Here is a 21,236-nt window from a genome sequence, read left to right on the forward strand (position 1 = left end):
TCAACTCCGCTGTCGATAGCGGATAGTCTTGTCCCAACGCAGTTCGCGGCGCAGCAGGTAGTCAAAGACGATCTGGTCCACAATTGCGCGCGACACGGCGAGGACGCTTACCAGGAAGCCAAAATAGTTCAGCGGCAGCAGGCGGATGCGCTCGCGGCTGCCATCCAGATACACGGCCGCTGCGATCTCGAAGAAGGCGGCGAAATTGCCAAGCGTGCCGTATGACATCAGCGCGAACAGCAGCACAGCTGTACCTAGCAGCGGCAGGCCGCCAGCATAGAACAGCAGAATCGCCAACAGCCAGCCAAACAGCATCAGCGGCGCCATCATATAGATGCCAAGGAGCGCGACACCGTCGAGCTTTTCCAGCAGGCCGTGGTGCCGACACGTCGCCATCCTCCACCCATGGCGATAGAGCGCCTGGTTGTGCCCCTTAGTCCAGCGCATGATCTGCCGTACCCGCACGGGCCAAGTTTCCGGCACCTCTTCGTAGCACTCGGACCAGTTCTGGTACACCGTCTTCCAATCCGACAGCAGCAGCCGGTAGGTCAGGTCGGTGTCCTCGGCCAGCACGTCGTCGTGCCAGCCGCCGGCACTGTGCAATGCCCGCATCCGGATGCCCCCCACCGTGCCACCGTACTGGGGCACCAGGTTCAGATTCATCCGCGCCTGCTGGTCAACCTGGTAGCCGCCGGAGCGCTCCAGGTCGAGCAATCGCGTCAGCAGGTTGCTGCCAAGGTTCATCGGCACTACGCGGCCCATCGTCGCACCGACCTCAGGATCAAAGAAAGGTGCCACCAGTTGCTTCAACAGCGCTACTGGGGGCAGGTAGTCGGCATCGAACACGACGACGATCTCGCTAGCGACCTCTGCGCTTGCATCCTTCAACGCGGCCGCCTTCCCCGGCTTGCCGCCAGTGCGGTGGAACGGGGTGATGCGCCCGGGGTACTTGGCCACAAAGTCGTCGATGATCTCGCGCGTGCGATCGCTGGAGCGGTCATTGACAGGCATAAGCGTGAGACGGTCGGTAGGGTAATCGGCACGCAACAGGCACTCCAGCGATCCCGCAATGACCGCCTCTTCGTTGTGCGCGGCGATCATGACAGTCAGCGTCGGCCAGCACGCGATATCAATGTCAAGGTATGGGTGACGCTGCCTGCCAAGCAGGCGGTTGAGCGTAAATAGGTAATGCCGCACGGCATAGAACAGCACCAACCCCACGATCATCAGGAGCAGAGTGGTCAGGGCCGCCACGCTATCCAGCGTGCCATCGGGGGCTTGGCGCTGGAGAGTCGGCGTAGTCCAGCCATGCGGGCGCAAGGACGGCTCGGCAGACTCGGCGCCTTCCAGAGAGTCTGTTTGCACCATCGCAAGTGCCACAGTGGCATCGACAGGCTTGTCGGTGGTGCGTTCCGCGACGCTGGATAGGGCTCTCGCTGCGGCTTCGGGGGCGTTGGCTGCCTGCACAAGCGCGGTACCATGGCCGAGGAGGTCCATGGCCTGCACTTGCGAGGCGAGTACGACAAGGAAGAGTTTCCCACTAAGGGACAGCAGCAGCCGGTACGGTAGGCGCATGATTAGTTCCGCTAATGCGGGTTGGCACGTTCGCTTGTTGCCGATGCGCCGGCTGCGCACCCACCCCGGGGCGCGGCCGGCTCCTGCGCGCTATAACTTCCCGCTGACGAAAGCCAGGGAGGTGCCGCCCAGCGATGTGACGATCCAGTTGTTGGCATCCCAGGTCACGATGCCAAGGCCCTGCGTCACCACGGGCTGGGTATAGGCTGATCGGGGCAGCACCCAAGCCATATCGGTCAGATCGCTCGGATGGCTGGCCTGGATTGTCCAGGCATTGCCCATGTCGGTAGCCTGCCAGATGGTCTGCTGGCGCCTTTGGCTAAACTGCGCGAGCGTGTCCATCGTGTACCAGCTGAAGCGCCCGAGCGAGGCCTGGGACGCAGCCCGGTTGAAGAGCGCACTAAGCACCGTCGGGTAGTCGACCGCTCCGAGCGGATGCATGTAGATCAGGCGGCTCGTTCGATTCTTGACCACGAAATCAATGAGCTGGCGATACCAGGCGGTGATGCTGGACGCTGGCACATTGAATTCCTCGAACTCCTCAAATGTCGCATACTGGCCGAACGGCATCACCGGGAAGGCGCGAATGGTCTCGTTCGAGAGCGCGCCATTACGGTAGCTGCGAGTCGGTGCCATGCCCGTATGGCCAAGGAAGTAGTAGCCGTTGTTGCCATTGGCCTCGAGCCAATTGACAGACCATTGGGGCGTATTACCTTCCGGCGCGGCGTACTCCTTCGCAGCTTGCCCTGTCACGCCTTCAACGCTCTGCTTGTTCATCACCAGGTACTGCTCGAAGGTTGCCTGATTCCCCTCGCTGGCATTGCCGCCCCAGTAGTCATGGATCCATCCGCCATGACTACCCACCTTGTGTCCTTTGGACACAAGGTATTGAACGAGCTGCTGCGCCGTCGCATTCTGCGACAGGTTGATGCCTTTTGCATCGCCAAAGGTGATCTGGTCGGAACCAGCAGTTACGGAGATGGAGAAGGGGCCGTTGTTGAAGGTGCCCCAGCCCTTCATCTTATTGGCGGGGGCGATCTGGTCTCCGGCGCAAAAATGCATGTTCAGCACCATTCCGCCGCGCGCCTTCGGTTGCGCAGAGAGCCGCGGCATCTTCATCAAGTTGCTTCCAAAGTAGCGCAGGAAACCGTGCATCAACATGCCGTCGGTCTGGCCCTTCAGGTAGGCGAGCGGCGTGTTGATAAACAGCACGCGGCCCGAGCCAAAGCTGCGCAGCCCTGCCACGAGTCCGAAGTTTGGTGACGTCAGCAGTGCCGTGCCGGTGTATGTGCCCTGCGTCACGAAACTCGGATAGATCAGAAACCCATAGACGTATCCCGAGATGCCTTCCACGGGATCGGTGGTGGATGGGCTCCACACCATTGATTTGCCGGGCGGAACCTGGATGGTCCTAAGCGTGCTGCTCAGCCCGGTGACCGGCCCCAGGCCAATCATATTGCCGAGCAACTGGTCGTACAGTACGTAGTCGACCCCAGCAAGATTGCTTAGGCGGCTGCGCTGAGCAGCGTAAAAGCCGGTCGTGGTCAGTGCGCCGAAATCGTAGACTAGCATCAGGTTCCCGCCCTGGCTGGCGTAGGTCTCCAGCGCTGCGATCAGCGCGTCGCTGGCGTTGACGTGCACCTGATCCGGCAGGATCACGCCGGAGAACTGCGCGGTTGTCGTGCCTTGCTGGAACTGCGTGTCGTTGATGACGGTGATCTTCAAGCCTTCTTCCTGAGCCGCATCCAGCCAGGCCGAAACGCGCGGGTCAGGAAGAGCGAGTTCGTCGGGTATCAGCAGCGCGATCTGGTTGGTGGCGGCATGCGCTATGACCGGCAAAGTCAACGCCAGTGCCAGCAGAAACTGGATGACCAACAAACTGCTTCGCTGCAAGAGCGGATGAGATTTGCAGTGCACGATCTTCTCCCAGCGAGAGGATTGTCAGATTGCGGTACAGGGCCGAACGGCCAGCTGGCGCGTCATCGTCAAAGCGGAAGGGCTCGCCATCCGCACGTTCTGGAACATCATTGGAGCTCCGCTTCCGCTGCGGGTGCGGGTGCGGGTGTATAAGCGCCGCTTTTTACCTTGGGCCCACTCACAGCAGTCTTTGGCTTCTTGGCTTTCGCCTTGTCCTTGATCGCCTTGTTCTTGCCCACGCTGTGCGCTTCGAACGCAAGATCCATCTGGAAGCTGTGATCGTAGCCTTTCAGGCCGCCGGGATTCGTCGGGCTTGCCGGAAGGTAGAGCGGGGGCGCTGAAGCGGCTGTAGCAGCTTCCTCGGTCAAGGCGGCGAGGGCATTGGCCGATGTCAGGATACTGGCGGCGAACAACGCTGCGGCCCCTGCTACAAGCCGAGCGTTAGTTGTCACCCATGCAATACGTGAATGATTCATTGCCTTGCTCCTGCAGAGAGCGTCCAGCGAGCCGCAGGCGTTGCGGCGTTCCGCTGGGCGCACTGGTATCACTTTGTTGACCATGGCCGGCTGCCTATGAACTCACAACCCCGCTAAGGTTTATCGTTTCGCCGCATCGCAGATCCGCCTGCTGGCGCTTGCCTTGTAGCGCTAACACAATGCGTTCGCTCGCTCGCCCGTCACCAAACGGGTTGTGCGCCCGCGACATGCAGGCGTACTCATCGGGATCGTTCAGCAGTTGCTCCGCTGCGGCGATGAGGCGCGCCGGGTCGGTACCGACAAGTCGGGCAGTACCAGCCGCGACGGCCTCCGGCCGTTCTGTGGTTTCCCGTGTCACCAGCACTGGCTTTCCCAACGCCGGCGCTTCTTCTTGGATTCCGCCTGAGTCAGTGACGATCAGGCAGGCACGGGACATCAGGAAGACAAAGGGAAGGTAGTCCTGAGGCTCTATCAGATGGATGTTTTGATGGCCTGTTAGCAGCGCCTGCACAGGCTCGCGCACCTGCGGATTAAGGTGCACCGGATAGACGATTTGGATGTCGGGGTTGCGGTCCGCCAGCGTGCGCAACGCAGTGAACAGCCGCTTGAAGGGCGCCCCAAAGTTCTCTCGGCGATGCCCGGTCACCAGAATCAGGCGCCTGGAAGGATCAAGGAAAGGGTACCGGCCGGCGAGTTCGCGCTGCATCTCGACATCCGTGTCCAACCGGCGTTTGACCTGCAGCAGCGCATCGATCCCGGTATTGCCGGTTAGGCTGATGCGGCTCGGGTCGACGCCTTCGCGTAGCAGGGTTTCCTGCGCTTGCTGCGTCGGCGCGAAGTGCCACGCTGCCATCACGTCGGTGACACGGCGGTTCATCTCCTCGGGCCATGGTGCGCTGAGGTTTCCGGTGCGCAAGCCCGCTTCAACGTGCCCGACTGCCACGTTTCGATAAAACGCGGCGAGCGTGGCAGCAAGCGTGGTAGTCGTATCCCCATGCACCAGCATGGCATCCGGCAGAAACCGGTCCAGCACCTCATGCACGCCGCTGAGTACTCGTGTGGTGATGTCGGCCAGAGTCTGACCTTGGCTGAGCACGTTAAGGTCGAAGTCCGGGACGATCCCAAACAGCCGAAGCACCTGGTCCAGCATATGGCGGTGCTGACCAGTCACGCATACACGCAACGTGAATCCGTCGGATGCTTGGAGGGAATGAATAAGCGGCGCCATCTTGATAGCTTCGGGCCGGGTCCCGAATACAGCGAGGATGTTCTTTGGCATGTCAGTCTCTCGTCTTGCTGTTGGGTGCCAGACGGTCGCGGTCGAAGTTTGGGCCGCGGGCCTGCCGCATTAAGCGCTGGTGTGTTTCATCGCGCGGGGAAACGGATAGCGATGGCTGTGCCACCCGTGGGCAATTCCTGAATTCATGCGGGTTCTAGGACATTTGGACCTGAGCGACGGGGCCGCCTGTCATAAATGTGGTTGCAAAGCCGTAACAACGGCTTTTATTCGCGGCGTCCGTATGCTGGCGCACAGATGTGGCTGCTACAGCACGATGCACCGCCGCAGCGCATGAAAGTGGATCATAGGGCGGTTGAGCGGCGGGATCGGCAAGCGCACTTTGCTGCGTGCGAAACGCAACCCTTCTAGTGAGGGTGCTTCACATTAGGGACTTCGATGCACAGGGGAAAGCGGTCTTTTAGGTCGCAAACAGCGGGACTGTTGCAGGACGAGAGACCGAAATAGCCAAAAGGCTTAAGACAAAAGGGGGGAAAGTAAGCACTTGACGCAGTTGGTTTGGTCACGGCACCCATCCATTCGAGGGAAGGGATCACCCGAATGTGCGCATGCGGCAATCAACCGAATCGGTTTCACGAATGAAAAGGTGTCTATATTAGATATAAATAAAAATTAATCGCAATAATATGCAAGCAATACAAGTATCCGCACGCAAGAAGAAACGAGCGGATCGCACCGCCGAAGAGTTGCGCGCCGAACTGGCGGCGCGCAGCGGGGCCCGCGACGCGGCCGAGGCGCAGGCCGAAGTCCGCGCCCGGATTGAGGCGCAGTCCGCGGCGGTCGCCGATCGGCTCGCCAGCGCCGAGCAGCGCAGTGGAAAGCGGTGCACACGTGGACACGGTGCAGGCGGAGTTGGGCGACCGCAACGCCGAGGGGCAGAGCTGGGACGGGCAGGGCGAGATGCCCGCCTAGCTGCGGCGGGCGGTCAATGCAGGGCAATCGGTGGAGTTCGCCGCATCGGATAGCTTCGACAGCGGATAAGCTTGGATCTCGTCTGTGTCGCGGGGCGGTGGCGGCAAAGCGCCCATTAAAATACATTACAATGCACTAAATTTGTCATCAAATGATGCTATAATTTGTGCATACTTACGGAGATTTCCATGCGTACGACTATTGCGCTTGATGACGACTTGATCGCCAAGGCTCAAGCCTATACGGGCCTGGAGGAGAAAACGGCACTCGTGCGCGAAGCACTAAAGGCCTTGATCCAGCGTGAAGCCGCGAAACGACTCGCGAATCTTGGCGGTAGCCAACCGGGCATCAAGGGGGCACCGCGTCGCCGGCAGGACATCGAATGATTCTGGTCGACACGTCGGTCTGGATTGACCACATCAACGCTTCTGATCCTATGCTGATTAGCCTGCTTGCCGAGGAGCGTGTGCTGGCTCATCCCTATGTGATAGGCGAGATTTCGCTCGGTAGTCTGCGTGACCGTGACGTCGTGCTTGGCGCGTTGCTCGATCTGCCACGCGCGCCAGTTGCGACGCCGGAGGAGACGTTTTATTTGATCGAGCGCGAAGGGTTGTTCAATCGTGGAATAGGATATATCGACACGTCACTCCTGGCGTCCGCGCGCCTACAACCAGGCATCACCATCTGGACGCACGACAAGCGATTGAAGAAGGTTGCCGATGAACTTAATCTCGGCGCGGTGCTTGCGCACTAGATAAACAGTCTGGCGCGCTGGTCACTGCATTGCCTGAATTTCTGGAGGGTCACCCTTTTCGGCCAGACCTTGCGGCATGTCGAAGCGGCGCCTACGACTCCAGAATCTCCAGCCCGTTTTCGGCACACCATTGCCTCAGAGCTCTTTCGACAGAGTCGGCTTCAAAGGAATACCAGATTTCGAGAATGCCTTCGCGCTCCACCAGATCCTTAAAGCGCGCGTAAGCCCCTTGCCGGCGGAAGAATTCTTCAACTTGATCGTAACGCTCAGGCAACTCTTGTGCGACAAATTGGAGGGCGAGACGTCTTCCGGAAAATACCCATACGGGGCTTTGGCTCATTGGAGGGATTTCGCCATAACGCTGCGCACGAGCGGTCCTTTTTCTGTTGTCGGATTATGCAAGGTTAAGCGTAGCGAACAGATCGGACAGGGGCTTCAGAGCCAAGCGGACCTCGTCACCTGTCAAGCGTTCTTGGCGCAAATTGCGATTTTTCTTGGCAACTCCCAGCTTGCGATAGGTGTATTGCTCATCGAATTTTTTTCAGTAAGTCCATTTCTCCCCTAAGCTCCGGCTTTGGGGGGGCTCTAGCACATGCCTGGTTAGAGCAGCGGACCTAATCCGTTGATGCCGCGTCCGACTCACGGCGCCCACCATAAAGCCGCGAGATCTTCAGTCACACCGTTCTGCGAAATCCGCCTCGGCCCCAGGGACCGTGACCAGACACGGCACTAAACGATGCCGCTGCCATTCTTCAAGAGAATGAATACCTTGCAGGCCGTCGATGGAGTGCGTATAAGTCAATAGTGATCAAAAAAATTGGAGGCAAAAATGGCAACGTATCAGCAACTACTGGAGCAAAAGGAAGCTTTGGAAGCGCGGATCGCAGAGGCGCGTTCGACTGAGGTCGCTGGTGTTATCGAACAGATCCGCGAATTGATGATTCGGTATAATCTCTCGCCCGAAGATGTGGCGCCTCGGCGTCGTCGCGGCCGGCCTGCCGGTGCAGCATCCGCTGGCACGGAGAAAACTCCGCTGCCGCCAAAGTACATGGATCCCAAGACCGGAAAAACCTGGTCGGGTCGCGGCCGGACGCCGGCGTGGCTGGGCAAGCGGCCCGAGCGTTTCCTTATCGAGCAGGTTGAATGACACGCGCCGGAGCCGTTGACGACTACGGCAGGTCCGTCATGAAGCCGGCCCATCTCTGAGTGATCGGCGCGCAAAAAGGGCGGCTCTCGAGCCGGTAGCAGAGAGCCGCGGAACGTCCATAAAGAAATCGGGTAATGGATACGTTACCCGTTCTCAGTATGACCCCGTCGCCCTTGCTAGGCAATGGACCTGCCCAATGAGTTCTCCTCCGCGCGGACTCACCAAAAAAGTGCCCGCATGCCGAGGGACGGTGAATGCGGGCGGTAGCAGGACTGCCCCGATATCATAGGGTCCGATAAGCAAGCTCTAAATCTGAATTAAAGCCGCTTTCGCCCCTCAGTCAGCGGGCAACGTCATGTTAGTGGCCTTGCGCGGGCGGGCTTCGACTGTTTGACCCATAGCTACCTCCGTATGGTCATTTTGCGCATGATAGCCTTATGACAGTGCGCAAGCCATGTCGGCGTGCGTCATCGGGAGCTATGCCGACGTGATTCCTGAGCCTGTCTCGTACGGTCCCAGTTTGGCGCGGTCTCCCTGGCACCACGGAACATCCCGCTTAGGCAGTCCGCAGCGAAGCAGGAACCTGAGTTGCGAAGCTCAGGAATCCCCTTCCTTTCCGGCATTCGCCGGCGCCGCAAGGCGAGTGAGGGGAGATGGAATGAACACCGCCCGCCAGTAGCGCTAGCGGGGTTCCACGATGAGGGGCTATCGCTTGACCGACGGCATCGATGTGCCAAAGTGAAGATCCGAACCATCACTTGAGGTAAGGAGAGCCCAAATGAATGCTACGACATATGGGCTGGATCTTGCAAAGTCGATCTTCCGTAAGCGCTAGTTTCTGCACACCTTGCGTGCGATGAACTTGTTCAGGCAGGATGCGGCGGGGCGAAGTTGAACGGCAACAGGTCGCTAATGTCAGCGTCTGGCGTTCGCTTTGGCAGCTCTGTGAGCACGTGGAGCAGATAGGCATATGGCTCGACGTCACTGGCGCGGCACGTAAGCATGAGGCTATAGATCATGGCGCTTGCCTTCGCGCCAGCCACCGTGTCTGCGAAGAGCCATGCCTTTCGACCTGTACAGAATGGCCGAATGTCACGTTCCACCGCGTTGTTATCCACCGGCGCCCGTCCCTCGATCGCATATCGACTCAGGTATTCCCACTGGTTGCGCGTGTAGGCGATGGCCTTGCCCAGGAGGCTTTCCGGCAGCACCTGTGGCGCCTGCTCATCCAGCCACGCCTTGAAGGCTTTCAGCAACGGTACGCTGTGCTGCTGGCGCAGCCGATACGTGTAGTTGGCGCGCGTTTCGCCATCGGGCAGATCTTCCTTGGCGAGCGTCTCGACCTGATACAGGGCCTTGAAGTACTCGAGGGCCTTTCCCACTCGGGCGCTGGGCTTCTTTTGACCTTTTTGCGCATCAACGAACATCCTCCTTGAGTGCGCCGTATCTGGAGCTCCAGATACCGCTCAGTATCCCGAGTACCGTTTTATGTGGGGTGAGCGCCGTTCGGGCGCCAACGGACGAGTTTGAAGGGCCAAACAACTCGGCATATTATCTGTCTGGACGCTATGCATGTACGGCGTCTGGGCGGTGAACATGCAGATCCCACTGCGAACGGTATCGAGTGCCGAGAGCTACGTCGCGAATCGCGAATGGCTCATCGCGCGTTTGGACCGTTGTCCGTTGCATCCCTCTGGCGGTTGCTCGTTTGCTCGCCATGGCACCTATCGGCGTGCGGCACCATCAGGGATGCGCATTGCCAGGTGGTACTGTCCTCAGGGACACCGAACTTTCAGTCTCCTGCCTGATTTTCTCGCCGCAAGGCTGCCGGGTCTGCTTGCCTCGATCGACGCCGCCGTCGCAAGCTTGCCGCATGTGCGCAGCATGGAGGCCGCTGCCGATGCGCTACGGCGGGACGACGTGAGTTTGCCGTCGGCTGTACGTTGGTTGCGCCGCAGGGTACGCGCGGTTGAAGCAGCGCTGCATGCGGTATCTTCCCTGCAACTGCCAACGCCGAGCATGCCGCAAAGGTGCCGCATGCCCGGCGAAGCCAGCCCGTACCGGACGCTACTGGAGTTGAGGCATGCGCTCCCACCACAGATACTCAGCGAACTACCGGCACCGCTGGGTTTTCTGAGATTGCAGCGAGGCGTGTGGATCCGTCCTGCGCTTGACCAACAAGACACGGGGCCTGACGGGAGGCGCGAGCCGATCTACGCTGCAGCGGTCAACTTTGAGCAAACATTATGCAGCTTGATCCGACCGATACACGCCGATCCAGGCCGTCCCCGACGACGAGCGAGATCATCCACGTGTGGCGTGACGACCGCTCCGTAAAGGACGGCAGTGCCTACGTGTATCTCCGGTGGATCAGGCGCTTCAGGGCATATTGCGACCAGCGCGGACTGCACGAGCAAGCCCAGTTGACTCTCTATGGTGCACGTCGCTTCGTCGATTGGTATTCCCGACGGCATGATATAGGTCCCGACGCAGCGGCGAACGCTAGGACTGCGGTTCACGCATTGAATCGTGTTTATTGCGTGCTCGGAAGGGAAGCGCCGCCCTGGCGGGTTGCGCCGGTTGCCAGTTGCCCTGCGACGGGGGTACTGCGCGCATACACGGATCACCTCATAGCACATCGCGGCAGCCCGCAGACGACTGTGCACAAGAGGCTGATCCACATGGGCTATTTTCTGGAGCATCTTCGCAAGTGCGGTCAGACGTGGCGCTCCATGACTCTGGTTGATATCGATACGTTTCTCGTTGACTGCAGTCATCGATACGCCCGTACCACGACGGCCGACATCGCTGGCAGCATCCGGTCTTTCGCGCGCTTTCTGATTGCCACCGCTCGCAGCCGGCGCAATCTCGCCGATTCAGTAATAGCGCCCGTACAGCCAAAGTATGAGCGTCCACGTCGGGCGCTGCCGTGGGAGGATGTGCAGCGGTTGCTCCATGCCGTTAGCCGGTCAAATCCGTGTGGTCTGCGCGACTACGCGATACTGCTAATGATGAGCACCTATGGCTTCGGCGCCGGCGAAGTGATCGGGCTGCGACTTGACGATATCAACTGGAGCGCCGCCACGTTTCGGGTGATTCGACCGAAGACCGGAACGGCCTTCACGTTACCGCTGCTGCCGGCCGTCGCGAGGGCACTGGCTCTCTATCTTCGCGACGGAAGACCACCACACGCAACGACCCGCTATCTATTTCTTCAGTGCAAGTTGCCATTCGCCCCTCTGAGTTGCGCGTCCGCTGTCAGGCACATCGTGGTCAAGCATGCCACCGTGGCCGGCTTGACAGCTACTTACCTCGGCAGCCACGTGCTGCGTCACTCCAACGCATCACGTCAAATTGACCTTGGTGCGGACCCGCGGGTAGTCTCCGATATTCTTGGCCATCGCGACCCGGATTCCATTTCTGCATACGTACGCATTGCAACGGAGTCGTTGCGGGACGTTTCACTGCCGGTGCCATCATGAGAACGCTTGTGACAGCGAGAGGGCTGGCCCGTGATGCAGCGAACTTTCTGAACTTCCGGCGTGCCATGGGCGTGCAATATCACCGCGGCGAGTTTGTGCTCAACGGCTTCGTGCTGTTCATTGCCGAACAATGGGGCGAGCAGACCGTGGCACTTGATGAGGCTATCCGGAGATGGTCGTCGCGCGTCGCCGGACGCAAGGCCGTCACGGTGAGCCAGGAATTCGGGGTGGTCCGCCAGTTGTGCCTTTACAGGCGCCGCACCGATCCGCGCGGATATGTTCCCGAACATGCGCTCGCGCCAGTCAAGGAATCGCCGTTTCTCCCGTACATCTTCTCGCATGAAGAAGTGCTTCGGCTCCTGCATGCGGCGAGCAGCCATCGCGGTCGCTGGATTTGGGGGCCAATGTTTCGCGCATTGATGCTGGTGCTTTACTGCACTGGCCTGCGACTGGGAGAAGCGGTCCACCTGAATATGGAGGACGTAGATCTCCGCCGCAACACGTTCCTGGTGTCGCACAGTAAAGGGCGATCCCGCATCGTGGCGTTTCGCCCGGATCTGGCCAGGGAGCTGCATCAATACCTGGAGGCACGTCGACAGCTCCTTCGGAATCGTCGCGTCAAAGAACCGCAAGCGTTGTTCATTCGTCTGGACGGCACACCACTTACGGTGAAGTCCGCATCGGAGGCAATTCGGCGGTTGCTTCGGCAATTGGCGATCAAACCACCCGCCGGCAGGATCGGACCGAGACCGTACGAGTTCCGCCACGCCTTCGCGGTGCATCGTCTCACGGCATGGGCATCTACCGGAGTGGATGTCCACGCAAAGCTACCCTTACTATCTGCCTATCTCGGTCATCAGGACGTGCTCGGTACAGAGGTCTACCTGAAGGCGACACCACAACTGCTGGATCTCGCCAGCAGACAGCTCCAGAATCATCTGCGCCATGCGCATAGTCCAGAATGAAGAATGCACCATCCGCGGCCTTGTTCATTCGGGTCGAGTCGTTCTTTGCCGATTACCTGCAACGCGCGCGCGGTGCTAGCATCCATACGGTGCGCGCCTATCGCGATGCCCTGAAGCTTTTCTTTGAGTTCGTCGCGACGAACAAGGGGTGCAGCGTTTCGGCTATTGATCTTGGTGACATGAATGCTGCAACGGTTTCCCGATTCCTCCTTCATCTCGAGACGGACCGGTCAAACTCGGTGGCAACGCGCAACTGTCGACGTACCGCTATTCGAAGCTTCTTCAAACACCTGCTGCGCACAGACATCGTTCACTCGCATCAGTATGCCGGAGCGCTCGCAATTCCGGCAAAGAAGGCACGACATCAGCCGGCGACCTATTTGGAAGCTGATGAAGTCCGTGCGATTCTTGCAACGCCCAACACAAAGACCATTCGTGGGCATCGCGACTACGCATTACTGCTGTTTCTCTACAATACCGGCGCGCGTGTCAGTGAAGCGGCGGGTCTTTGCTGGAACGACCTGCAACTAGCCTCTCCACGGCAGGTCCGGCTCCACGGTAAAGGTCGCAAGGATCGACTCCTGCCGTTGTGGCGCGAGACTGCCGATGCGCTTCGCCGGCTAGGAACGATCAACCATCCGGGCACACAGCCTCATGTTTTTCTCAATCGCCATGGAGAAGCGCTAAGTCGTGATGGGATTGCCTACATTCTGCGCCGGCACGTGCAAGCCGCGGCTCGGGAACTGCCTGCGCTCGCTCATAAGCGGGTCACGCCACATGTACTGAGGCACAGTTGTGCTGTCGGATTGCTGCAATCGGGTAACGCCTTGCCGGTGATTCGCGACTATCTTGGTCATGCGAGCATTGCGACAACCGGACGCTACATCGAGACAAACCTTCAGATGAAGCGCGATGCCCTGGAAATGTTCTGGCAGCATGCTGGGATCGAGCCTGCTCATGCGAGATCATGGAAACCGAAACCCGACCTTCTCGCGTTTCTGAGTTCGCTGTAAGCGATAAGATTTATGTGGTGACGCAGGAGCATCCGAAGTCTACGTAAAAGCGTCGACCGCTCGATGCTCAGCATAAAACCGTACTCGGGATACTGCGCTAGGCAGCCGAAGTGCGTGACGCCTTCGAGTGTGCGCCAGGCACTGTAGCCATCGGTCATCTGCATGCCCTCGTAGCCGGCGAGGAACGCCTGCGGATACTCCCCCCGCGGCAGAATAGATGTCGCCCCTATAGAATTTGAACCCTGGGGGCGATGAGAGAGAGAAGTGGCTCGTTACGGGAAGGATTTCAAGGACCGGGCGGTAGCGCGGTTGTTACCGCCGGAGAGTGCGGCGGTGGAAGTGGTTGCAAGGGAACTGGGTGTGGCAGTGGCCACGCTGGAGCGCTGGCGTGCGGACGCTATGTCCATGCCCGCTCGCGAGCGGGCATGGACAGCGGCGGCCAGGTTTGAGGCGGTGCTGGCGACGGCTGCGATGGACGAGGCCAGCAAGAACGCCTGGTGCCGTGAGAACGGTGTGTATCCGCAGGAGTTGGAGCAGTGGCGTGCTGCCGCCACGCAGGCGCTGGCGGAGCCCGAGGATGCGCGCGCCACCCCTCGCGAGACGAAGGCCGATCGGCGCCGCATCAAGGAACTCGAACGCGAGCTGCGCCGCAAGGAGAAGGCGCTGGCTGAAGCCGCCGCCCTGCTGATACTCTCAAAAAAGGTTCTTCACCGATTTCCGGGGAAGGCTGCCCGGATTTTCAGGAAGAAGTAATAGTCATCGCGGAAGCCGTAGGCCATGCGTTTGATGACCTTGATCCGGTTGTTGATGCCTTCCACCAGATTGGTCCCCAGTGGCCAGCGGCTGTGGGCGAGGATGCCTGGCAGGTATGGCTTGAGCCGTTTGGCGAAGAGACATAGTGGGGCGATGCCGCTGGCCATGGCTCGGCCGTACCACTCATGCCAGAAGCGCCTGGCGTAGCCGGGATGCCGATATGCCCAAAGCGTCTTGAGGTCGTCCTTGAGCACGTAGACGGTCATCAGCGCCTTGTTGGCCGCCAGTATTTCCTCAAGCCGGATCTGATCGGCCTCACGCGTGACGTTCTCCCGATTGCGCAGCAGCAACCAGCGAGATGACTTGACCACCTTACGGGCGGTCTTGTCGCCGCGCAGCCGATTAGCCTCATCCACCCTGACGCGGTCGATGACCTCACGGCCGTACTTGGCCACCACGTGGAACAGGTCATAGACAACCTCCGCTTGCGGGCAGTGCATCCGCACTTCAAGGTCGTAGGCGGTATTCATGTCCATCACCGCGGCGCGAAGCCGGGCACAGCCTTCAGGGCCAAGCAGCTTGAAGAAGGGCCGGATTTCCTCTCGGGAGCGACCGCGCCCGACCCAGAGTACCCGCTTGCTCGACGGCTCGACGATGACTGTGGCATAGCGATGGCCCTTCTGGATCGCAAACTCGTCCATCGCGATCACCGTGACCCCGCTCAGATCGACCGGCCCCAATTCCCGCTCGAGATGGCGCAGATCGATGCGCTTGACCGTGGTCCAGGCCAACCGGTAGAAGCCCGCGACATGGCGCAACGACATAACCTTGCATAGTCGCGCTACGCTGGCCGCTAACCGCGTCGTGACCCGCGCATAGGGCGCGAGCCAGTCCAGGCGCTCCAGCTTCGGGCCACATCGCCGGCAAGCTAGACGAAGCCGCGGCACGACCAGCTCTACCGGAATCTCGAACACCGGAAGATCCCGCACGCGCCGCTCCACTCGGTCGTGGATACTGCTAACACCTCGACCACAGCCATCGCAGCACCGCCTCCGACGTGCCTTGGGTTCCAGCCGGATGATGCAAAAACGCTGCCCATTACGGGTCTCCTCCCAGCTATCGCGTAAGCGATAGCCTTCCCAGCAGCCGAGCTGGGCCATACAATCGCGTGGGGCCAACCTCCACCTTCCTGATTCTTGTTGTGTCGCAACTCCAAGATACCAGTGGTGGGCGGTTGGCCCTTTTTGTTTCTAAACGATCACGCAGATCGGCGAAGAACCTCAAAAAAGCTAGAGGGCATCTTCCCGAAGGACAAGGACGAGGACGCATGATCGGCCTGGAAGATCGCCACACGATGGTCCGCCATATCGAAACCGCGCATGCAGGCGGCGCTCGCCTGCGCCTGGCGTGCGAGGTAGCTGGCATAACCGTGCGCACTCTGCAACGCTGGAAGGCCCACGATGGCCTGGTGGTCGGCGACCGCCGCCCCGGGGCCGAACGGCCCACGCCCGCGCATGCGCTGAGCATTGAGGAGCGCGAACGCATTCTGGCCGTTGCCAACGAGCCGCGCTTCGCCGACATGCCGCCGGCGCGCATCGTACCGATGCTGGCCGACGAGGGTGTCTACCTGGCCAGCGAATCGAGCTTCGGTCGGGTGCTGCGCGCCCATGGGCAGACCCGGCATCGAGGACGCGCTAAGGCGCCGCGCCAGCGCCGTCCGCCCACCACGCACGTGGCCACGGGGCCGCGCCAACTGTGGTGCTGGGACATGACGTATTTGCCGGCCGAGGTCGCCGGGCGCTGGTTTTATCTGTACCTCATCCTGGACGTGTACAGCCGCAAAATCGTGGGCTTCGAGGTCCACGACCGCGACGACGCCGACCACGCGGCGCATCTGGTCAAACGCACAGCGCTGGCCGAGGGCATTCACGCCATGGCGGCCAAGCCGGTGCTGCACGGTGACAACGGCGCCACGCTCAAGGCCACCACGGTGTTGGCGATGTTGCACTGGCTGGGCGTCAAGCCCTCGTACTCGCGTCCGCGGGTGAGCGACGATAACGCCTTCGTGGAAAGCCTGTTCCGCACGGCCAAGTACCGGCCGGAGTTCCCGTCTACAGGCTTTGCCGATCTGGTCACGGCACGTACGTGGGCGGCCCACTTCGTCCACTGGTACAACCATGAGCACCGGCACAGCGGCATCCGCTACGTGAGCCCGGCACAGCGCCATGCCGGAGAGGACAACAAGATTCTGGCCGCGCGCCACGCGCTCTATGTTCAGGCTCGTGACTGCAACCCGCGTCGCTGGTCACGACACACGCGCGACTGGTCGCCAATCGACACGGTCACGCTCAATCCGGAGCGCGAGATTGCCGTGCCCACCGGTGGTATCAAGCCAGGAGCCGAAAACCAGCGTTTGGCTGCATGAATGAGGCGACATCTACCTTGACGCGCGCCGTACTCCTGTCCGCGCCCCGGCTGGTAGTCGAACAGCACCACCGGATGCTCGCAGTCCTCCGCGCTGCGGTAGACCCACATATACGATTTGCTCTGCGCGGTCTTGCCTTCTTCCTTGAGCACCTGCACCGTCGTCTCATCGGCATGGATCAGCGGCTGCGACAGCAGCGTGCGGCGTAGCGCCTCGTACAGACGGCTGTAGTGCAATTGTGCGGGGCGAATGATCCAGTTCGCCAGCGTGCCACGGCCAACCCCGATCCCAGCGCGCCCCAGCGCATCCTCCATGCGGTACAGCGGCGTGCCGTCAACGTACTTGCCGATAGTCACCGTCGCCAGCATTGCCGGGCTTGCGTTGCTGCCCGGCAGTGGTTGGGCTGGCATCGGCGCGGTCAACACCGGCGTGCGCTCGGCATTGCGATCGCAGTGCCGACACGCGTATTTGAAGCGTACGTGCTGCAGTACCGAGACCTTTGCTTCGATGTGCAACTGTTCGCTGACCTCCTCGCCCATGCGGTGCATCGAGCCCTGACAGCATGGGCAGATCTTCTGGTCTTCAGTCAGGTCGTACTCGATGCGCTGGCGCGGTAACTCCGCCGGCAGCGGCTTGCGTCCGCGTTTGCCGCCTGCAGGCCTATCAGGTTCCGGCAACCCCGTGTCCGGAAGCGCGAACGCGTCATCCTGATCGTCCGACAGGGCCGTGGCAGCCATCTGCTCAGCTTCATCGAACACGCGGTCCTTGAGCTTCTCGCTGCTCGGTGCGAAGCGTTTGGACTGTGCGAGGCGGAACTGCTCTTCGAGGAGCTTGATGCGCTCCGTCAGCTCGGCGATGTGCTGGGCGTTGGTGGCAGCCCGCGCTTCGAGTTCGCGGATATAGGCCTGGGCGGCCGGCGGCAATCGCGAGAAGTCGTGTTCATTCATGCTGAACACGATAGTGCAGCTACTGCGCTGATAGGTATACGTCACCCCGCACGGCCATCAAGCCGTATGCTGATATTGGCGTGACGGATGGCGCTTCACTGCGTCCACATCGATACCGTCCAGCAGCCAGTGCAACTGCTCGGTTGTTAGCTCGACCACCATCTGCTGACGCCGTGGCCACGCGAAGCGGTCTTCCTCCAGGCGCTTGAGTAGCAACCAGAACCCGTTGCGGTCCCACAGCAACAGCTTGACGCGGTTGCGCCGACGGTTATGGAAGGCATAGACGGCGCGGGCAAAGGGATCAAGCTGCATCGACTGCTCGACCAGCGCAACCAACCCATTGATCCCGAGGCGGAAATCCACCGCATTGCGGTGAAGGTAGACCTGTACGTCAGAGCCGAATCGGAACATCAACGCGCTCCCAACGCTTCGATCATCGCCTTCACCAGCGCAACGTCCTGCCCGCCGCATTCAAGTTCGACCGTCACGCCGTTGGGTAGCCGCGCCTTCAGTAACGCTGGTGTCAGAGATAAGCGCTGCGGTGGCTGCGTGCGAGCTGGCGCCTCGGCCGGCGGACGTCCCCGCACCACCGGCGATTCCGTGACGCGCATCACGTCGTTCACCTCGACGACCGGCACGAACGCCGGCAACGTAGACCCTGTGGCCGCGGTGGCTTCATTTGCCACCTGGTGCAGCCGAATCCACTTGCGCAACTGGTTCGTATTGATACCGAGCTTGAGGGCCATCCCGGATACCGATACCCCAGGCCGCAGACATGCCTCGACTAGTCGGCGCTTGTCCGTCCGGTCAAAGTCTCGCTTCCCGTTGGAGCGAACACGGATCACCCTCAGCGGCAGAACGTCAAACTCGGCTTCCATCATGATTGCGTCCGCAAATAGTGGTTGCGGACGCAAGCCTGCCCACTCTCAGCCGCAAATACTAGGTGGGGTCAATTTCGCGCTTACGATCTTCCAACTCTACTGGGTCGACCCAGAGACGGGCGAGACGCACAGCCGGCGCCTCAGCAACACCCACCTGATTTCCTTTCTGAGTAATCGCAGCCCCGGCAAGGTCGTACTGGAGGCGTGTGGCGGCGCGCACTGGTGGGCAAGAAAGATTATCCGCCTGGGCCATGAAGCCATCCTGCTTCACCCAAAGTACGTGCGACCGTTCGTGCGGACCAACAAGACCGATGCGGCCGACGCGCGCGCGATCTGGACAGCCGCGCAGCAACCTGGGATGCGACCGATACCGGTAAAGACTGAGGCACAGCAAGCCATACTTGGATTGCACCGAATTCGCTCGGAACTAGTCGACAGCCGCACGCGGCAAGTGAATCAGATTCGCGGCTTGCTGGGCGAATACGGCCTGCACTTCGTGCTTGGTCGCAAGGCCGCCATGGCGCAGTTTGTCACCCGACTGAGCGAGATCGAGCAAACCATCCCGGCTCCCTTGTGGAGACTGTTGTCGCGCCAGTTACAGCGACTCAGGCAGTTGGACGCTGAAATCCTCGCGGCCGAGCAAGAGATCGCTGCATGGCTAAAAACCGAGCCTGCCGCCCAATGTGTGGATGCGATTCCGGGAATTGGCCCTATCACCGCCACGGCTCTGGTTGCCACCATGGGATCTCCCCAGGCTTACCGCTCAGGCAGAGCCTTCGCAGCCAGCCTGGGCCTGGTACCAACCCAGAGTGGCACCGGCGGCAAGGTTCACCTCGGCCATATCAGCAAACGTGGAGATCCCTATTTGCGCAAACTGCTGATCCATGGCGCACGCATCGTACTGACCCGCTCGAAGCGGCGCCCGTGCTGGGTTGAGGCCCTGCTGGTCAGGCGCCCGACCAATGTTGCCATCGTCGCGCTAGCCAACAAGATGGCGCGCACCGCCTGGGCATTGCTTGCCCATCGCCGCGTCTATGAACCCGGCTATGTCAGCGCACGGCCTGTGTAGCGAAAGCACGACCACAGCAAGGCACAAACGAATACCTCAGGGTTGCACAGGGTAAGGAGATAAGGTGTGATGGCAAACTAGGTCGGACCGCGGGAACGCAAACCCGATGACGTCCAAGCGGCTTACAGCCCGTCGTGGGAGATGGGGACGTTCCCGGCTGATTCCATCAAGGCCCGCAGGCACGTTCCTGCAGCAAGGTCGGATATAAGACAGCAACCCATACCTACAAGCCAAAGCCCTTCAATTTACCTTGGCATCCGGGCGGTGTTCATATAAGGACGTCAATCAGGCGGCTTCTTTCTCCAAAGTTTCCAAGGACCCTCGAATTCCTTCGAAGAGGCGGTCCGCAACAGCTGCAGGGAAGTTTGGCGGAAGTCGATCTGCCACGTTAGCAACTGCCGTCGGAACTTGTGCCAACAGCTCCCTGAGAAGGGGCTCCGCAGATTGGCCATAGAAGCACTTGGGTGCCATGGCGTTGAAGTGCCGACGCTTGATGTCGTTTAAGTGGTAGTGCCGATTCTTGCTCGCAACGGCCATTGCAAGTCTCGCCTTCTGGTACGGAACTTGGTTCGGTCCATCGCCGATGATGGGCCAAACCGTCATGATGTCGTAAAGCGGCGTCAGTTTGTAGCGGCCGCCAGGCAACAGGTGAATACTGAAGTTTTTTGCATGCCCATCGGTAGCCGCAAACATCCAGAAAAGGACCTGTGCAGTAAAAAATGTCCTCAGATCTTCTTCAGCCGTCTCTGACTGTCGCAGCGTAGAGGCGATATCGATCATGCTTGGCCCGCCAACGTTTTCGTATTTGAGGTGTGACGGCACACCAAATGCTTGGCAGAAGTCTTCCTGCGGTAACCGCATAATCCACTTACCACTGGAGTGCATCTGCCGGTCGAATCGACTGACGACAAGCACTGTATGCTTGCCGAAGGTCTGTATCTCACAGTCGGCGGTGGGAAGGCCGAGTTCTTTGAAGAGCTGCATGCAGAGCCATTCGTTCTCGACCGAAGTCGTGAAGTCCGCATTGCGGCCACCCACCAAGCCAATAGGCAGTTTGAGAATGTGCGTGGTCGGAGTGGCTCCATGCGGGAGTAGCCACTGGCCTTCATGGAAGAGCAGGGCGGTTTTCTCTTGTGCACCAGCTATCGAGATTCGGAAATCTTCTTCTTCCGAAAAATTGGCAGGTCCGGTCGACGTAATGGCGTGGTTAAGTAGCGTTTCGATGTCAGCTTCTGCCTGCGGCGTTCCGTCGATGCACTGGACATTCTGCGGCACATCGTCCTCCTCAAGGAGCTGTACAGCACCTACACAATCACGGCCAATTGCTTCTAGCAGGTCGAAGGCGTCCGTAGAGCCAGTATGATATTTTGTGGCGAGGCGTCGACGAATGGGGTCACTGTCGGGCAGCAGGTTGTCGAAGTAATTCTGGACGTTGTCGCCTCGGAGCGGAGCGTTATCAATTCCAAACGGTAGTGAAAGGGACAGTGGTCGCCCGGCCTGCGAGGCGACCCACTCCGCGTCATATTGGAGTTCCATTGGCCGGTGTGGGGCCATTCGCCAAGTGCCGACGCGTAGGCCGTTGGCCCAGACCGACAAAGCTCGTGTGTGCGATTTTCTTCCCAT

Annotated in this window: 16 protein-coding genes and 5 pseudogenes; 9 read left to right on the forward strand and 12 right to left on the reverse strand. The window is 60.2% G+C overall.

What is annotated here, in order from left to right; all coding sequences use genetic code 11:
* The 4 genes from CTP10_RS32370 to wecB all read right to left on the reverse strand — a co-directional run bounded on the left by CTP10_RS32370 (position 1) and on the right by wecB (position 5,247).
* A complete protein-coding gene (locus tag CTP10_RS32370; protein ID WP_233528399.1) occupies positions 1 to 1,575 on the reverse strand; it encodes a glycosyltransferase family 2 protein in 1,575 nt (524 codons plus the stop codon).
* 90 nt (positions 1,576 to 1,665) lie between these two features.
* Positions 1,666 to 3,453, reverse strand: a complete 1,788-nt coding sequence (locus tag CTP10_RS32375; protein WP_442875262.1) for a hypothetical protein — start codon at positions 3,451 to 3,453, stop codon at positions 1,666 to 1,668.
* A 146-nt stretch (positions 3,454 to 3,599) separates the two neighbouring features.
* Positions 3,600 to 3,968, reverse strand: coding sequence for a hypothetical protein (locus CTP10_RS32380; protein ID WP_116323110.1), 369 nt, complete (start codon positions 3,966 to 3,968; stop codon positions 3,600 to 3,602).
* 94 nt (positions 3,969 to 4,062) lie between these two features.
* The gene (wecB, locus tag CTP10_RS32385; protein WP_116323109.1) at positions 4,063 to 5,247 is read right to left on the reverse strand and encodes a non-hydrolyzing UDP-N-acetylglucosamine 2-epimerase; all 1,185 of its coding nucleotides are present in this window, start codon (positions 5,245 to 5,247) and stop codon (positions 4,063 to 4,065) included.
* Between the two features lie 1,118 nt (positions 5,248 to 6,365).
* On the opposite strand from wecB, the gene CTP10_RS32390 reads away from it, so the two are divergent.
* Together CTP10_RS32390 and CTP10_RS32395 are read left to right on the forward strand one after the other, a co-directional pair.
* A complete protein-coding gene (locus tag CTP10_RS32390) occupies positions 6,366 to 6,563 on the forward strand; it encodes a type II toxin-antitoxin system VapB family antitoxin (protein WP_022540311.1) in 198 nt (65 codons plus the stop codon).
* The gene (locus CTP10_RS32395) at positions 6,560 to 6,931 is read left to right on the forward strand and encodes a type II toxin-antitoxin system VapC family toxin (protein WP_116323108.1); all 372 of its coding nucleotides are present in this window, start codon (positions 6,560 to 6,562) and stop codon (positions 6,929 to 6,931) included. The genes CTP10_RS32390 and CTP10_RS32395 overlap by 4 nt, the downstream gene beginning before the upstream one ends.
* Positions 6,932 to 7,022: 91 nt before the next feature.
* On the opposite strand, the gene CTP10_RS32400 is transcribed toward CTP10_RS32395, so the two are convergent.
* On the reverse strand, positions 7,023 to 7,271 hold the full coding sequence (locus CTP10_RS32400; RefSeq protein WP_233528398.1) for a hypothetical protein: 249 nt from the start codon (positions 7,269 to 7,271) through the stop codon (positions 7,023 to 7,025).
* Positions 7,272 to 7,760: 489 nt separating this feature from the next.
* Here CTP10_RS32400 and CTP10_RS32405 point away from each other — a divergent pair, with 489 nt between their 5' ends.
* Positions 7,761 to 8,078 carry an H-NS histone family protein gene (locus CTP10_RS32405; RefSeq protein ID WP_116323107.1) on the forward strand — a complete coding sequence of 106 codons (318 nt, stop codon included), beginning with the start codon at positions 7,761 to 7,763 and terminating at the stop codon, positions 8,076 to 8,078.
* Between the two features lie 866 nt (positions 8,079 to 8,944).
* On the opposite strand, the pseudogene CTP10_RS32410 reads toward CTP10_RS32405, so the two are convergent.
* Positions 8,945 to 9,520, reverse strand: a pseudogene (locus CTP10_RS32410) (IS66 family transposase); the annotation flags it as partial.
* A 1,239-nt stretch (positions 9,521 to 10,759) separates the two neighbouring features.
* On the opposite strand from CTP10_RS32410, the gene CTP10_RS32415 reads away from it, so the two are divergent.
* Genes CTP10_RS32415 through CTP10_RS32425 form a run of 3 tightly spaced genes read left to right on the forward strand, consistent with a single transcriptional unit; the run spans position 10,760 to position 13,538 of the window.
* Positions 10,760 to 11,560, forward strand: coding sequence for a site-specific integrase (locus CTP10_RS32415; protein WP_271815750.1), 801 nt, complete (start codon positions 10,760 to 10,762; stop codon positions 11,558 to 11,560).
* A complete protein-coding gene (locus CTP10_RS32420; protein ID WP_116324050.1) occupies positions 11,557 to 12,525 on the forward strand; it encodes a tyrosine-type recombinase/integrase in 969 nt (322 codons plus the stop codon). Before CTP10_RS32415 ends, CTP10_RS32420 begins: the two co-directional genes overlap by 4 nt.
* Positions 12,522 to 13,538, forward strand: coding sequence for a site-specific integrase (locus CTP10_RS32425; protein ID WP_116324049.1), 1,017 nt, complete (start codon positions 12,522 to 12,524; stop codon positions 13,536 to 13,538). Before CTP10_RS32420 ends, CTP10_RS32425 begins: the two co-directional genes overlap by 4 nt.
* A 95-nt stretch (positions 13,539 to 13,633) precedes the next feature.
* Here the strand turns inward: CTP10_RS32425 and CTP10_RS41355 are convergent.
* A pseudogene (locus CTP10_RS41355) lies at positions 13,634 to 13,738 on the reverse strand (IS66 family transposase); the annotation flags it as partial.
* A gap of 64 nt (positions 13,739 to 13,802) precedes the next feature.
* Between CTP10_RS41355 and CTP10_RS32435 the strand changes: the two are divergent.
* Positions 13,803 to 14,240, forward strand: a pseudogene (locus tag CTP10_RS32435) (transposase); the annotation flags it as partial.
* A gap of 5 nt (positions 14,241 to 14,245) precedes the next feature.
* Here the strand turns inward: CTP10_RS32435 and CTP10_RS32440 are convergent.
* Positions 14,246 to 15,469: an ISL3 family transposase gene (locus CTP10_RS32440; RefSeq protein WP_116324093.1), complete on the reverse strand. Its 1,224-nt coding sequence runs from the start codon at positions 15,467 to 15,469 to the stop codon at positions 14,246 to 14,248.
* Positions 15,470 to 15,573: 104 nt separating this feature from the next.
* Here CTP10_RS32440 and CTP10_RS32445 point away from each other — a divergent pair.
* Positions 15,574 to 16,716: pseudogene (locus tag CTP10_RS32445) on the forward strand (IS3 family transposase); the annotation flags it as partial.
* A gap of 29 nt (positions 16,717 to 16,745) precedes the next feature.
* Here CTP10_RS32445 and tnpC read toward each other — a convergent pair.
* The 3 genes and pseudogenes from tnpC to tnpA form a co-directional block, all read right to left on the reverse strand.
* Positions 16,746 to 17,663: pseudogene (tnpC, locus tag CTP10_RS32450) on the reverse strand (IS66 family transposase); the annotation flags it as partial.
* Positions 17,664 to 17,720: 57 nt separating this feature from the next.
* Complete coding sequence (gene tnpB / locus CTP10_RS32455; RefSeq protein ID WP_158577782.1) at positions 17,721 to 18,074, reverse strand: IS66 family insertion sequence element accessory protein TnpB; 354 nt, start codon at positions 18,072 to 18,074, stop codon at positions 17,721 to 17,723.
* Positions 18,074 to 18,544 (reverse strand): IS66-like element accessory protein TnpA, encoded by a 471-nt coding sequence (tnpA, locus tag CTP10_RS32460; protein ID WP_116324022.1) that lies wholly within the window; start codon positions 18,542 to 18,544, stop codon positions 18,074 to 18,076. The genes tnpB and tnpA overlap by 1 nt, the downstream gene beginning before the upstream one ends.
* On the opposite strand from tnpA, the gene CTP10_RS32465 reads away from it, so the two are divergent.
* Positions 18,543 to 19,613: an IS110 family transposase gene (locus CTP10_RS32465; RefSeq protein ID WP_233528505.1), complete on the forward strand. Its 1,071-nt coding sequence runs from the start codon at positions 18,543 to 18,545 to the stop codon at positions 19,611 to 19,613. The two genes, tnpA and CTP10_RS32465, sit on opposite strands and share 2 nt — an antisense overlap.
* A gap of 285 nt (positions 19,614 to 19,898) precedes the next feature.
* On the opposite strand, the gene CTP10_RS32470 is transcribed toward CTP10_RS32465, so the two are convergent.
* Positions 19,899 to 21,236, reverse strand: a complete 1,338-nt coding sequence (locus tag CTP10_RS32470; protein ID WP_116324021.1) for a HipA domain-containing protein — start codon at positions 21,234 to 21,236, stop codon at positions 19,899 to 19,901.

Origin of the sequence: Cupriavidus sp. P-10, from assembly GCF_003402535.2 — a bacterium.
In the GTDB taxonomy this organism is placed as follows: domain Bacteria; phylum Pseudomonadota; class Gammaproteobacteria; order Burkholderiales; family Burkholderiaceae; genus Cupriavidus.